This is a genomic window from Micromonospora sp. NPDC049107, from assembly GCF_040648595.1.
Lineage (GTDB): Bacteria > Actinomycetota > Actinomycetes > Mycobacteriales > Micromonosporaceae > Micromonospora.
The window spans coordinates 859836-873752 of the sequence record NZ_JBEZEC010000001.1; the positions used below are offsets into that span (position 1 = coordinate 859836).

Consider the following 13917-nt stretch of genomic DNA (forward strand, 5'->3'; position numbering starts at 1 on the left):
ATCACCTTCGGCCAGGAGAACCGAGGAGGCATGACCATGTTGATGCGTACCGACCCGTTCCGCGAGGTGGACCGGCTCGCCGAGCAGTTCTTCGGTACGGCAGCCCGGCCGGCGACCATGCAACTCGACGCCTACCGCGACGGAGACTTCTTCTACGCCGCGTTCGACCTGCCCGGCGTCGACCCCGACACCATCGACTGCACCGTCGAGCGCAACGTCCTGACCGTCCGTGCCGAGCGCCGCCGACCCGCCGGCGACGGTATCGAGCTGGTCGCCGCCGAACGTCCGATGGGCACCTTCACCCGGCGACTGTTCCTCGGTGACACCCTCGACACCGACAAGCTGGAGGCGGGCTACGAGCACGGGGTGCTGACGCTGCGCATTCCCGTCGCCGAGCGGGCCAAGCCCCGCCGGGTCACCATCACCGCCAACGGCAACGGCCGACGGCAGATCAACGCCTGAACACCGCCTCGACGGCCGGCGCCCGCCCCGGGGTGCCGGCCATCGGCGCGTCGCCGGCCTTCGACTCCCGGGCCGACGCGTCGCCGGCCCTCGGCCCTCGGGGGAGCGCGTCGCCGGACGATGGGTAGAGGGCGGCGAGGGCGTGGGCGGTGCTGGCGACCAGCTCGCGTAACTCGGTCGGGGTCAGCACCTCCACCTGCGCGCCGAGCTTGAGCATCTCTACACAGCCGTGGCGGACCGACTCGATCGGCACTGTCGTCGTGACCCAGCCGGCCGCGTCCGGCGCACCGGCATTCTCCTGCGCCGCGCGGCTCATCGCCGGCGGAAACAGGTACGTCGTCTGCGCCAGCGCCGCCACCGTCATCCGTACCCGCGCCTCGGCGCGGTAGACGCTCCGCTCGTAGCGTGCGGCCAGCTCCTGCCAGCTCTCGGCGAGGTCGAACCCGGTCGGCCGTTCGGCGGGCTCGTCCAGCACGGCCAGGTCGAGGATCGCCGCCACCCGATAGGTCCGCACCTGCCCCGACGCCGCGGCGACCAGGTACCAGCGGCCGGCCTTGAGCACCACGCCGAACGGATCGAGGGTGCGCGTCACCTCCCGAGGCGCCTTCCACCGCCGGTAGCGCACCTGCACCCGGCGGTCCTCCCAGACGGCTGCGGCAAGTGCGGCCAGGTGTGGTGTGGGCTCGGGTTCGCGGAACCAACTCGGCGCGTCGAGGTGGAACCGCTGCCGGAGCCGGGCGCCCCGGTCGGCGAGGTCCGCCGGCAGCGCGGCGCGCAACTTCAGCTCCGCCGTGGCCAGCACCGAACCCAGGCCCAGCTCAGCCGCCGGGCCGGGCATCCCCGCCAGGAACAGCGCCTCGGCCTCACCGGCGGTCAGGCCGGTGAGGCGGGTGCGGTAGCCGTCGAGCAGGCGGTAACCACCGGCCGGGCCCCGCTCGGCGTACACCGGCACGCCGGCGGCCCCCAGCGACTCCACGTCGCGGTACACCGTACGAACCGACACCTCCAGGGCATCGGCCAGCTCGCCAGCGGTCATCCGCCCCCGGGCCTGCAGGAGCAGTAGCAGGGAGACCAGCCGGCTGGCACGCACGATGCGACCGTAGCCGACCCCGACGTCGCCGCTGCGAGGGCCGGCCGTCGGCGCGCCTGCGTGGCAATCCCATCCGCTGCTGAGAACCTTTTTCACATGGTGTCCACCGACGCGCCCATGCTCGCCCGCCCCACCGCCCGACCGGCCCTGCCGAGCGCGCCGCTGGACGTCACCGAGGCCTGGCTGCGCAACCGTCGCCTCTCCGAGCACACCCGCGACGCGTACCGGCGCGACGTCGCCGCCTTCCTCGGCTGGTGCGCGGGACACGACCTGGACCCGCTGCGGGCCACGTTCCTGCACGTCAACGAGTACGCCCGCACGCTGGAGTCCACCCTCGTGGCCCGCAGCGGCCGACCGTTGACCCCGGCGACCGTGGCACGCCGACTCTCCGCCCTGTCGAGCTGGTACGACTTCCTCGTCAAGCTCGGTGGCGTACCCGCCAACCCGGTCTCCGGCGCGGACCGCCCCCGCGTCGACCGGGACCACTCCGCCACCATCGGACTCACCCCCGAGGAGGTGGACGCCCTGCTCACCGCCGCCGACGCCGAGACCGGCCCGACGGCGGCCCGCAGCCGGGCGGCCATCGCGCTCCTGGCCGACCTGGGCCTGCGGGTCGGGGAACTGGTCTCGCTGGACCTGACCGACCTCGGTACCGAACGCGGGCACCGCAGCGTGCGGTTCGTCGGCAAGGGCGGCAAGCAGCGCCGCCGCGCCCTCACGCCGGGCACCGCGTACGCCCTCGACGCGTACCTGGCCCAGCGGGCCGCCGCCGCCGGCGTGCCGGTGACCCACCTGACCGGGCCGCTGCTGGTCACCGCCAGCGGCGCACGACTCGACCGGCACTCCGTGTTCCGGATGGTCCGCCGCCTCGCCCGGGCCGCCGGCATCCCGGCGTGGGCGCGACTGTCCCCGCACTCGCTGCGACACGCGTTCGCCACCACCGCCCGCTCCGAGGGCGTCCCCCTGGAAGACGTGCAGGACGCCATGGGGCACGCCGACCCGCGCACCACCCGCCGCTACGACCGGGACCGGCACAACCTCGACCGCGACCCGGCGTACGCGGTGTGGGCCGCCCGGTCGCGTCGGCGCGGCTGACCGTCGTACCCCCGCCCTACGGTCGGGGGATGAGACACGGCCTGGAGATCCCCTGCGGCGGCGACGACCTCGACGTCGCCACCCTCGTCGAGCTGGGTGAGCTGGCCGAGCGCGCCGGCTGGGACGGGGTGTTCCTGGAGGACTACGTCATCCACCACTGCGGCGACGACCCGTCCACGTACGACCCGTGGCTGATGCTCACGGCGATCGCCGGGCGTACCGAGCGGGTGCGCCTCGGCACCGCGGTCACGGCGCTGCCCCGTCGGCGTCCGGCGAAGCTGGCCCGCGAGGTGTTGACCCTCGACCACCTGAGCGCCGGCCGGGCCACGGTTGCCGTCGGTGTCGGTGACCCCGCTGACCGGGGCCTGGCCGCGTTCGGTGAGCCGACGGAGGTAGCCGTGCGCGCCGCGATGCTCGACGAGGGTCTGGACCTGCTGACCGGCCTGCTCAGCGGTGAGCGGATCGAGCACCACGGCACCCACTACCGCGCCGAGCAGGTGGCGCTGCGGCCACCGCCCGTGCAGTCGCCCCGGGTGCCGGTCTGGGTCGGCGGCAGCACCCAGGCCGGGGCGGTGCGGCGTCGCGCGGCACGCGCCGACGGCATCGTGCCCTACAAGCTGACCGACACCGACGGCTGGGCCGACTTCACCCCCGACGAGGTTCACGAGCTGGCAGCGGCCATGCCGCCGACCCGGGCCGACGGCCAGCCGTTCGACGTGGCGATCGGCGGGCGACGCCGCCGCCCGGACGAGCGCGCCGAACGGGCCTACCTCGGGGAGTTGGCCGCCGCCGGGGCGACCTGGTGGCTGGAGTACGTGCCGGTCGGCGACCCGGCGGCGATGCGCGACGCGGTGGCCCGCGGCCCGTTGCGCTGAACGCCGCGTCAGCCCTGCGGCATCACCCGTGGCGCGCCGGACGGCAGGCCACGGGTGACGCGCCGAGGGCCGGGCGTCAGCCCTGCGGTCGGCGGCAGAGGCAGAACGGCTGCCCGATCGGGTCGAGCAGCACCACCCACGTCTCGCCGGGCTGGAACTCCGGCTTCGACGCGCCCGCGGCCACGAACTCCTTCTCGGCCACGGCCAGATCGTCGACGTAGAGGTCGAGGTGGTACCGCTTCTGCCCGGCCGAATCCGGCCAGGCCGGCGGTTGGTAGCCCTCGACGAGGCCGAACCCGATGGACACGCCGCCGTTGCGGATCATGGCGTACTCGGCTTGGCTGTGGGTGATCTCCCAGCCCAACGCCCGGTGGTAGAAGGCGGCGTGCGCGGCAGGGTCGGAGCTGTCCAGGTTGACCATCGCGAGGTCGGCGGTTGTCGTCATGCGTGCAGTCTGCGCCGGTGTACCTGCCAACTCCTGTCAGGTACGTCGACTTTTCTCGACGCCGGCGACCGTCACCCCCGCTCCCGTCGACCGGTCAGCAGAGCAGGTCCAGGTGATGGTGGGCGTCCTCGGCGATGTCCTCGTGCCGCAGCCACCGCCGCGCCCACAGCCGGGCCGCCAGCTCCGCCTGCTCGTCACCCCAGGCGGCGTGCTCCACGAGCAGCGCGGCGGTCAGCGCGTACGCCAGACGCAGCGCCAGCGCACGGGCACCGGCGATGACCGTCGCCGCGCCCGGGTCGGCCGTCACCGCGACGATGGTGTCGCGGAGCTGCCCGGCGACCGTGGCCAGGGTGTCGGCCAGCGCGGGCGACAGCGGCCGGGCCAGGTCGACGGCGGCCGACAGCCGTCGCAGCAGCGGCGACCCGGCGTCCTCCCGGGTCAACGCGCGCAGCACGTCCAGGGACAGGACGTTTGTGGTGCCCTCCCAGATCGGCAGCACCTGCGCGTCGCGCAGCAGCCGGGGCACCCCGGTGTCCTCCACATACCCGGCGCCGCCGAAGCTCTCCACGTACTCGCTGGCGGAGCTGACGGCGAGCCGGCCGGTGGCGAGCTTGGCCAGCGGCGCGACGATGCGCAGCTCCGCGACCGCCTCCGGGTCGGCGCCGACCTCCACCCGCCCGAGCAGCGCGAACGCGTGTCCGGCCAGGGCGAACGCGCCCGCCGCGTCGACCGCGAGGGTGCCGAGCGTGGCGCGGTGCAGGGGCGAGGACGACAGCGGGCCCCCCGCGACGTGCCGCGCGTCGGCGAACGCGCGGGCGTAGGCGAGCCCCCGTCGCATCCCGCCGGCAGCGGCGGCGGCGTTGTGCACCCGGGTCACCACGACCAGCGTCATGGCCCGGACCAGGCCGGGCACCGCCGGGTCGCCCAACGGCACCGCGTACGCGTCGCGCAGGCCGATCTCGGCGGTCGGCAGCGCCCGGGTGCCGAGCTTGTCCTTGAGCCGGTGCACGACGACACCGGGAGCGGGCGCGTCCGGTGCCGCGCCGGTGGCCAGCGGCGAGTCGACCGCGTACCGGGGTACGAGGAACGGAGCGAGCACCCGGCTGCCCCGCCCGGCGCCCTCGGGACGGGCCAGCGCCACCGCCATCGCCGCGTCGGCCGCGGAGCAGAACCACTTCTCCCCGGTCAGCCGCCACGAACCGTCCGCCGCCGGCCGGCCGATCGTGCTGGAGCGGCCCAGGTCCGAGCCGCCCTGCGACTCGGTCATCCACTGCCCGCTGGTGATCGCGGTGTCCGGATCGGTGGAGGTCAACCGGGGCAGCCACGCGTCGCGGACACCCGCGTCGACGTCGGGCAGGCTGAGCAGCGCCGCCGCGCCGTCGGCCATCGCCACCGGGCAGGAGAACGTCGCCGACTCCGGCCCGTACAGGTGCAGCAGCGCATGCTGCACGACCCGCGCGGCAGCGCCCCAGGTGCCCCGGGCGTCGGGCAGGTAGGGCAGCGCCACCACCGCGTGCCGGGCGGCGGCGGCCCGCTGCGCCTGCCAACCGGCGGACACCTCGATGCGGTCGACGCGGGCGCCCCACGGGTCGTACCGGACCAGCGTCGGCGGGTGCGCCTCGGCATCGGCGTGCGCCGCGCGCAGCGGCCCGCTCACATCGGCGGCCAGGTCGGCCAGGCGGCCCTTCGCGGCGGCGTGACCGGCCGCCCCGAGGTGACGCTCCAGCCAGGACCGCAGCAGGGCATCACCGGCGTACGGGTCGGCAGGGGGTGGTACCGGCTGCACGAAGCGGCTCATCGATCGGCTCCCTGACGCTACGGGGGTGTGCGCCGACGGTAGACGATGCGTCGCCGCACCGAAAGAAGGCCCAGTTTCCGGCTTGCCATGCCTCACCGCGACGGCTTTCTCTACGGTCGGTAGTCGTGGGTGCCGGCCAGTCGTGGAGCCGACCGGCCCGGCGGCGCCGCCCGATGCGTGCCGGGCTGGTCTTCGCCGGGTTCGGCATGGCGCTGTGCTGCGTCGGAGTCGCCGGACTGGGAGCGTGGAACCTGCAGACCGTGCGGCAGGCCGCCGGCCCGATCCGGGAGACCGCCGACGGGTTCCTCAGCGAGGTGTCCCTGGGTGACAGCGATCGTGCGTACGAACGGCTGTGCGCCGACGCCCGGACCCGGTGGAGCGCGATCGGGTTCACCAGTTGGGTGCGGACCCCGCCCATGGTGACCGACTACGAGATCACCGACGTGTCGGTGTCCACCAAGGGTGGGCGTCCGCGCGGCACCGTGACCGCGAAGGTGACCCGCGCCGGCGGCATCAGCGAGGAACACCGCCTGCCGGTGGTCCGCGAGGGCGGCGACTGGCGGGTGTGCGGTGACCCCTTCTGAGCCGCCGGCCCCGGAGCTGGCGCACCCCCGGCTCTTGCGCCGGCGGCAGGGCGTCGAGCCGACCACCTCGACCGAGTTGTTCTTCGACCTGGTCTTCATCTTCACGATCACCCAGGTGTCGCACTACCTGATCGCGCACCCGGACTGGCGTGGCGCAGCCCGCACCGCGCTGCTGTTGGCGCTGGTCTGGTTCGTCTGGGTCTACACCACCTGGGTGACCAACTGGCTGCAACCGGACCAGGGCCCGGTACGGGCGATGCTGATCGGGGTGACGCTGGGCAGCCTGCTGTTGTCGGCGACGATCCCACAGGCGTTCGCCGGGATGGGTCTGCTCTTCGCGGTGGTCTACGTCAGCGTGCAGGTGGGCCGGACCGCGTTCGCGTTGTGGGCGGCGCAGGGCAATCCGTGGCTGGTCGACGGGTTCCAGAAGTCGTTGCCCTGGATCGCCGCCACGTCGGTGCTCGTGGTGGTCGGCGGCCTGCTCGACACCCCGGCCCGGGAGGTGGTGTGGACGGCCGTGATCGTGCTCGAGGTGGTGGGCCTGTCGACCGGCTACCCCCTGCCGGGGCGTGCACGCAGCCGCCCGGAGCGGTGGATGGTGGAGGGTGGGCACCTGGCGGAGCGCTGCGCGGCGTTCGTGCTCATCGCGCTCGGCGAGTCGATCCTGGTCACCGGCAACACCCTGACGTCACACGTGGACGTGGTGCGCCTCGGCGCGTTCGGTGTGGCGTTCGCCGGCTCGGTGGCGCTGTGGTGGGTGTACTTCGCGCGGTCCGCCCCGGCCGCCGCGGAGGTCGTCGCCCGCGCGGGCACGCGTACCGGGGCGCTGGGCCGGCTCGCGTTCAACTACCTGCACCCGGTGATGGTCGCCGGCATCGTCGTCACCTCGGCCGGCGACGAACGGCTGCTGCACGCTCCGGGCGCGACGGCCACCACGGTCACCGCCCTGTTCACCCTGGCCGGCCCGGCGCTGTTCCTCGCCGGGCACGCCGCCTACCAGGCGGTGCTGTGGCGGGCGCTGCCCACCAGCCGGATCGCCGCTGTGGTGGTGCTGCTGGCCCTGATACCGGCCTGCGTAGGTCTGGGCGCCACGGTGGTGACCTGCGCGGCGCTGGCAACGGCGGTGACCGTCGCGGTGATCATGGCGGATCGCCTGCGGGCCCGGCGGGGCACGTCGTGAGCCGGCCGGCGCACCCGCAGTTGCTGCGTCCCCGCCGCGGGGTGGAGCGGACCACGTCCACCGAATTGTTCTTCGACCTGGTCTACGTCTTCACGATCACCCAGTTGTCCCAGTACCTCAGCGCGCACCTCGACTGGCCGGGTGTGGGGCGTACCGCGGTGCTGCTGGGCATGGTCTGGCTGGTCTGGATCTACACCGTGTGGATGGGCAACTGGCTACGCCCGGACCGCGCGCCGGTGCGCGCCACGCTGCTGGTGGTGACGCTGGGCAGTCTGCTGCTCGCGGCGGCGTTGCCCACCGCGTTCGGCGGCGACGGTCTGCTCTTCGCCGGAGCGCACGCGGTGGTGCAGATCGGTCGGACGGTCTTCGCCATGTGGGCGATCCGCGGCCAGCCGTACGTCAGTGACAGTTTCCGCCAGTGCGTCGTCTGGATCACCGCCACCGGGTTGTTGGCTCTCGTCGGCGGCCTGGTGGACCCCCCAGCCCGCGAGGTGATCTGGATCGGTGTGATCGCCGTCGACGCGCTCGGGTTGGCCACCGGATTCCCGGTGCCCGGCATGGGCCGCAGCACCCCGGAACGTTGGGAGGTCGAGGGTGGGCACCTGGCCGAACGCTGCCAGGCGTTCGTCCTCATCGCGCTGGGGGAGTCGATCCTCATCACCGGCGGCACGTTGACGCAGCGCCTGGACCGGGTGGGCATCTTCGCATTCCTGCTCGCCTTCGCGGGATCGGTGGCCCTGTGGTGGGTGTACTTCGACCGGGCGGACACCGTCATGCGAGCCCTGGCCCAGGCCGGTGAACGGGCCGGACGGCTGTCGCGGCTGGTGTTCAACTACCTGCACCCGGTGATGGTGGGCGGCATCGTGATCACCGCGGTCGGCGACGAGCAGTTGCTGCACGCTCCCGGCCACGCGGTCGGCTGGGCGGACGCGCTTGTCGTACTCGGCGGCCCGGCGCTGTTCCTGGCCGGGCACGCCGCCTACCAGCTGGTTCTGGGCTTCGTCGGGGTGGCGGGCCGCGTCACGGCGACGCTGCTGCTGCTCGCGCTGATCCCCGGGACGGTCGCGCTGGCCACGCCGACAGCGGTCACCGCCGGGGCGGCGCTGCTGGTGACGGCCGCGGTGATTGTCGCAGACCGGATGTCGGAACGACGGGCGTCTCAGTCGCGGGGGCCCAGGTCGCCGCTGCGGTAGTTCCGCCGCCAGAGCACCTGGTAGCGCACGTCGGCGGTCTCCACGGTGTCGCCGATGACGACCTGTTCACCCTCGCGGACCACCCGGAGGTGTTGCTGCGGCAGCCCGGAGAGCCCACCACCAAGTCCGCGGCGTTGTTCACCCTGGGTGGTCCGGCGTTGTTCCTCGCCGGGCACGCCGCCTACAAGGCGCTGCTGTGGCGCCGCCTGCCGACCAGCCGGATCACCGCCGTGCTGGTGCTGCTGGCGTTGGTGCCGGTCTGCGTGGGGCTGGAAGTGCCCGTCGCGGTGTGCGCCGCGCTGGCGTTGGCGGTGACCGTCGCCGTCATCGTGGCCGACCGGTCGCGGGCCCGGTCCGCCGCCCGAGAGCCGTCCTGACCCCGGCCGGCGGCACTGCGTCGGTTCTCGGACAACGCCACCGTGGGCGGGCCGCACGATGGTTAGCGTGGGGTCACCGGCCCTCCGGGTGGCCTTCCTCGGTGCTCGGTCGAGCGGAGGCGACGTGATGGCAACCGACCGGCGGACCCGACCACAGCGCTGGCTGCTGCTGGTGGCCGCCCCCGGTTACGGCAAGAGCACCGCCCTGGAGGTCATCGGCGGGGACGGTCCGACGGCCTGTCACCGGGCGGCGGATCTGCTCGACGCGCTGTCGCACCCGAGCGGCCCGTCGGACGCGCACCCGCCCGCCCGGGTCGCCGTGGACGAGGTGTCCGCGCTCACCGGGGACGAGCAACTGGCCCTGGTGCGGCTGTTGGGCGCGCTGCCGGGTCAGCCCGCGGTGACGCTGGCCGCTCGACACCCCCTCGCCGACGCGGCCCGCAGCGCCTGTGCCGGACCCGTGGTGCACCGGGGACCGGAAACCCTCGCCCTCGGTCGGGACCAGGTCGCCCGGATCCTGCGCGACGAACACGCGGTCCCCGACAGTGACCTGGCCTACCTGGTCTACGAGCTGACCGCCGGCTGGCCGGCGTGGGTACACCTCGCCGGTGACGCGCTCGGCCGCCAAGGGGTCGGCCGGCGGGAGCTGCTCGCGGCCCTGACCGAACCCGGCACCGCCGGCGGGCAGTTCGCCCGCGACGAGATCCTCACCGACCTGCCCGCGCAGGTGGCGCGTCTGCTCGGCGACATCCACCACCTCGACCCGATCACCGCGCCGCTGTGCGTGGCCATCGACGCCGACGCGCCAGCCGACGCCACCGCGCAGGCGCTGCGGTGGGCGACCCGCACCGGGTTGCTGGTGGCTCACCCCCGCCGGCGGTCCGACCTCACCGCCGCGACGGTGCGGCTGGTACCGGTGCTCGCGGCGGTGCTGGCCCAACAGGAAGGCCGCCCGGACGCCTCGGGTCGCCGCCGGTTGTCCGCCGCCGCCGACTGGTACCTCGCCCACGCGTACCCCCTCGCCGCCGCCCGAGCCCTGCGCGACGCGAACGACACCGCCCGGTGCGCGGCGCTGATCGTCAGCCACGGCGTGGAGATGCTCGCCGGCGGTGGGGCGTCCGACGTCACCGACCTGATCAGCGCGCTGCCGCCGGCCGAGCAGCACCCCGACCTGCAACTGATCCTCGGCGACGCGCTGCGGATGTCCGGCTCGGTGACCTGGGCGTCGCGCGTCTTCGCCCCGCTGCTGGCCCAGGCGGACCACGACCGCCGGTGGCCGGCGCGGCTGCTCTGGCGGGCCGCGATGGTGCCGTACCTGCGGACCGACTACGCCGGCGCGCTCGCGGTGCTCGACCGGGCGGACGCCGCGCCGACGCCCGCCCCACCGGGCCCCGACGACGTCCTGCTGCTGGCCTGCCGCGCCAGCACCCTCGCCCAACTCGGCCGGGTCGACGACGCGGTCACCACCGGGGCCCGCGCGCTCGTCGCCGCTCAGCGGGTGAACGAGGACGCCCCGTTGGCGGCGGCGCACATCGCGGCCGCGCTCACCTCGTCCGGCACCCGCCGCGACGGGCACCTCGCCGACGCCCTCGCCGCGGCCGAACGCGCGCGTGACCTGGTTCAGCAGGCGCGGGTCCTGGTCAACCAGGCGCACTGCCTGCTGCGGGAGGCCCGGTACCCGTCGGCGCTGGCCACCGCGGTACGGGCGGTCCGCGCGGCGGAGCTCGCCGGCCCGCCCGGAGTGCTGGTGACCGCCCTGCACAACGCGGGTGAGGCGCTGGTCCGGCTGGGCCGCTACGACGAGGCGACCCTGCACTTCACCCGGTCCAAACTGGTCTCGCAACGGTTGGGGCTCAACCGGGCGGCCGCCGGGGTATACGGGTTGGCCGAGGTCAGTCGCCGGCTCGGCCGGCGCGAGGAGGCGCTGGCCGCCTTCGCCGAGGCCGCCGAACTGGCCCGTGACGTGGGGGACCTGCAGGTACGCATCCCGGCGCTGGCCGGCCTGGCCCGGCTGCGCTGCGAGAGCAACGCCGCCGACCTCGACGCCGCCCGTGCCGCCGCCGACGAGGCACACCGGCTGGCGCCGGCGTTCCTGCTCTCCTGCGCGCTGGCCGCGACGGGCTGGGTGGCGTACGCCGAAGGTGACCTGGAGGTGGCCCGGCGGCGGGCGGCCGAAGCGGTACGGGCGGCCCGGACCGGGCGGCAGGCCGACGCGTTGGCCGAGGCGTTGGAACTCACCGCCGCGGTCGCCGCCGACCCGGCCGCGAGTCGCGACGCCCTGGTGGAGGCCGGCGCGATCTGGCAGGCGGCGGGCGCGGGTCCGGCCGCCGAACGGACAGTCGTCCTGCTGGGCCGGGTGCCGGGCGCGGACGCCGCGCAGCGCTCGGCGGCGCGGGCCGCGGCCGACCGGTTGCTGGCGCTCGGAATCGAGACGGTCGACGGCCGGCAGTTGTCCGAGCTGTCCGTCGACGGTGGGACCGTCGAGGTGCGGGTGCTCGGCCGGTTCGAAGTCATCGTCGGTGGGCGGGAGGTCCCGCTGCCGGCGTGGCGGTCGCGGCAGGCCCGCACGCTGCTGAAGATCCTCGTCGCCCGGCGTGGCCGCGCCGTGGGACGGGCCGAGCTGTGCGAACTGCTGTGGCCCGACGACGAGCCGCGGCGCACCGCGCACCGCCTGTCGGTGTTGCTGTCCGCCGTGCGTGCCGTGCTCGACCCGCCCCGGCGGTGGCCCGTCGACCGGTACGTGCGCGCCGACCTGACCGGCGTACGCGTCGACCTGACCCGGGTGGTCGTCGACGCGGAGACCCTGCTGGCCGACGTGCCCCGGGCGGAGCGGCTCGCCCGCGAGGGTGACCCGGCGCAGGCCCGCGCGGTGCTCGCCGACGTGGACGCCGCCTACCGGGGTGACGCCTTCACCGACGAGCCCTACGAGGACTGGGCCGACGGGCTGCGGGAACAGGCCCGCTCGATGTGGTTGCGGGCGCTGCGGGAACTGACCCGGCAGTACCGGAGCGACGGCGACTCCGACCGGGCCGCGACCACCCTGGTCCGGCTGCTCGACGCCGACTGCTACGACGAGTGGGCGCACCGGGCGCTGGTCGCGACGCTTGTCGGGGCCGGCCGGCACGGGGAGGCCCGGCGGGCGTTCGACAGGTGGGGCGGGGCGATGCGCGCGATCGACGCACCGCCCCCGCACCCGGATGTGCTGCGCGCCAGGGCCGGTCAGCAGGGGTAGAGGTTCTCGTTGCCCGCGTTGGTGTCCACGTACGCGTAGAAGATCACGCTGGCGTCGGGGTTGTCGTCCTGGGCGCAGGTGTCCGCCCCGCCCCCGCCGTCGAAGATGTCGCCGTTGGTGGCAACGCCCCAGACGATGACGCCGGCCTTGCCGATCAGCAGGTCCGCGCCGTGCGACCCGTTGAGATGGTCGTTGCCGTCGAGACCGGCCAGCACGTCGTCGTTCGGACCGCCGACGAGGGTGTCACCGCAGCCCTCACCGAACAGGATGTCGTTGCCGGCGCCGCCGTAGATCGTGTCGACGCCACCGCCGCCGTAGATGGTGTCGTTGCCGCCGAGCCCGTGGATCTCGTCGGGACCGGCGCCGCCGTAGATGACGTCGTCGCCCTCGGTGCCCATGATCGGGTCGCCGGCGGTGGAGGCGCACGGGTTCGCGTCCGGGTCGGCGTACGCCGTGCCACCGCCGACGCCGATCAGAGCGCCGCTGACCAGGAGGGCGGCCAGCGCCGCCGCTCGGATACGCATGATGGGACCTCCCGTTCGTGGACCCCGTCCGGAGTCCGGTGACGCCACGGTGACGTCGCCGGCAGGGTCGCAGCCGCCCGTCATCGTGGCGTCAGTACGCCGTCCGCGTCCGCGCCGATGACCGGCCCCTGACCAGGGTGCGGAGTCTGGTCGCAACGCCGTCGTCGACCGTCGACGAGGCAGGGCGGAGGGAATCCAATGAACCGGAAACTGGCTGGTCTGGCAGTGCTGACCAGCGTGGCGGCGGCCACGACGCTGCTCGCGCCGAGCACAGCGGCGCAGGCGTCGGTCGGCCTGTACCGGGTCGCCGCGACGAGCGTCCTGGACGCGACGAACGCCAAGACGATGACCATCTCGTGCAACGGCGTCGACCAGGTGGTCGGCGCGGGTGGACGGATCAACGACGGTCAGGGTGACGTCCTGATGACCCGGGTCTACGCCGACGCGACCCTGCGTACGGTGACGGTGTTCGGGGTGGAGGCCAACGCCACGAACGTGCCCTGGTCGGTGGACGCGTTCGCGGTCTGCGCCCCGGCCGGGGCGGTGTCCGGCCTGCAACTGGTCACCACCACGTCGGCGAACAACGCGCTGGACAAGGTGGGGATCACCGCCGTGTGCCCGCCGGGCAAGAAGACCTTCGGCGGTGGGTACCGGATCGACAACGCCAACGCAGCGGTGGCGATCGACGAGCTGGCGTTCACCGCGGCGCTCGGTTCGGTGTCGAGCACCGCGTACGTGTTCGGCGCTCCGGGCAACTTCACGTTGCAGACCCAGGCGTTCTGCGCCACCGCGCTGCCGGCGATGGCGTTGACGGAGGCGACGAGCGCGTTCAACGCGAACGCGCCGAAGTCCGTGACGACGCCGGCCTGCCCGGCGGGATCGCAGACCGCCGGGGTCGGCGCGGTGTTGACCGGGCTCTCCGGGGCCGGCTCGGTGGCGACGTTGGTGCCCCGGCCGGCACTGGACACCGCCGAGGCGACCGGACGGGAGATCGTCGCGTTCGCCACGCCGTGGAACATCAGGGCGCAGCAGGTCTGCGTGGGCTGACCCACCCGTACCACG

The 13917-nt window shown here is 74.3% G+C and carries 13 protein-coding genes and 1 pseudogene; 9 read left to right on the plus strand and 5 right to left on the minus strand.

What is annotated here, in order from left to right; translation table 11 throughout:
• Positions 1-36: 36 nt before the first annotated feature.
• A complete protein-coding gene (locus AB0B55_RS03740; protein WP_357118645.1) occupies positions 37-462 on the plus strand; it encodes an Hsp20/alpha crystallin family protein in 426 nt (141 codons plus the stop codon).
• Here the strand turns inward: AB0B55_RS03740 and AB0B55_RS03745 are convergent.
• Entirely contained in the window at positions 452-1552 is a 1101-nt protein-coding gene (locus AB0B55_RS03745; RefSeq protein WP_357118648.1) for a YafY family protein, read from the minus strand. The genes AB0B55_RS03740 and AB0B55_RS03745 overlap by 11 nt on opposite strands.
• A 96-nt stretch (positions 1553-1648) precedes the next feature.
• Here AB0B55_RS03745 and AB0B55_RS03750 point away from each other — a divergent pair, with 96 nt between their 5' ends.
• Together AB0B55_RS03750 and AB0B55_RS03755 are read left to right on the plus strand one after the other, a co-directional pair.
• Positions 1649-2647 carry a tyrosine-type recombinase/integrase gene (locus AB0B55_RS03750; RefSeq protein WP_357118651.1) on the plus strand — a complete coding sequence of 333 codons (999 nt, stop codon included), beginning with the start codon at positions 1649-1651 and terminating at the stop codon, positions 2645-2647.
• Between the two features lie 29 nt (positions 2648-2676).
• Entirely contained in the window at positions 2677-3522 is an 846-nt protein-coding gene (locus AB0B55_RS03755; RefSeq protein WP_357170089.1) for an LLM class flavin-dependent oxidoreductase, read from the plus strand.
• Between the two features lie 76 nt (positions 3523-3598).
• Here the strand turns inward: AB0B55_RS03755 and AB0B55_RS03760 are convergent, their stop codons facing one another.
• Positions 3599-3967, minus strand: a complete 369-nt coding sequence (locus AB0B55_RS03760) for a VOC family protein (RefSeq protein ID WP_357118657.1) — start codon at positions 3965-3967, stop codon at positions 3599-3601.
• Between the two features lie 94 nt (positions 3968-4061).
• Entirely contained in the window at positions 4062-5765 is a 1704-nt protein-coding gene (locus AB0B55_RS03765) for an acyl-CoA dehydrogenase family protein (protein WP_357118660.1), read from the minus strand.
• Positions 5766-5938: 173 nt separating this feature from the next.
• On the opposite strand from AB0B55_RS03765, the gene AB0B55_RS03770 reads away from it, so the two are divergent.
• From AB0B55_RS03770 to AB0B55_RS03780, 3 genes are read left to right on the plus strand one after another with little or no spacing between them, the layout of a single operon-like run.
• Positions 5939-6349 (plus strand): hypothetical protein, encoded by a 411-nt coding sequence (locus AB0B55_RS03770; protein WP_357170583.1) that lies wholly within the window; start codon positions 5939-5941, stop codon positions 6347-6349.
• Positions 6336-7529, plus strand: a complete 1194-nt coding sequence (locus AB0B55_RS03775; protein WP_357170093.1) for a low temperature requirement protein A — start codon at positions 6336-6338, stop codon at positions 7527-7529. The genes AB0B55_RS03770 and AB0B55_RS03775 overlap by 14 nt, the downstream gene beginning before the upstream one ends.
• A complete protein-coding gene (locus AB0B55_RS03780; RefSeq protein ID WP_357170096.1) occupies positions 7526-8722 on the plus strand; it encodes a low temperature requirement protein A in 1197 nt (398 codons plus the stop codon). The genes AB0B55_RS03775 and AB0B55_RS03780 overlap by 4 nt, the downstream gene beginning before the upstream one ends.
• On the opposite strand, the pseudogene AB0B55_RS03785 reads toward AB0B55_RS03780, so the two are convergent.
• A pseudogene (locus AB0B55_RS03785) lies at positions 8689-8805 on the minus strand (thymidine kinase); the annotation flags it as partial. The gene AB0B55_RS03780 and the pseudogene AB0B55_RS03785 overlap by 34 nt on opposite strands.
• Before the next feature lie 6 nt (positions 8806-8811).
• Between AB0B55_RS03785 and AB0B55_RS03790 the strand changes: the two are divergent.
• Complete coding sequence (locus AB0B55_RS03790; RefSeq protein ID WP_357170099.1) at positions 8812-9099, plus strand: low temperature requirement protein A; 288 nt, start codon at positions 8812-8814, stop codon at positions 9097-9099.
• A gap of 127 nt (positions 9100-9226) precedes the next feature.
• Entirely contained in the window at positions 9227-12331 is a 3105-nt protein-coding gene (locus tag AB0B55_RS03795; protein WP_357170101.1) for a BTAD domain-containing putative transcriptional regulator, read from the plus strand.
• On the opposite strand, the gene AB0B55_RS03800 is transcribed toward AB0B55_RS03795, so the two are convergent.
• On the minus strand, positions 12319-12855 hold the full coding sequence (locus tag AB0B55_RS03800) for a hypothetical protein (protein ID WP_357170104.1): 537 nt from the start codon (positions 12853-12855) through the stop codon (positions 12319-12321). The genes AB0B55_RS03795 and AB0B55_RS03800 overlap by 13 nt on opposite strands.
• A 198-nt stretch (positions 12856-13053) precedes the next feature.
• On the opposite strand from AB0B55_RS03800, the gene AB0B55_RS03805 reads away from it, so the two are divergent.
• Entirely contained in the window at positions 13054-13902 is an 849-nt protein-coding gene (locus AB0B55_RS03805) for a hypothetical protein (RefSeq protein WP_357170107.1), read from the plus strand.
• The last annotated feature ends 15 nt before the right edge of the window (positions 13903-13917 follow it).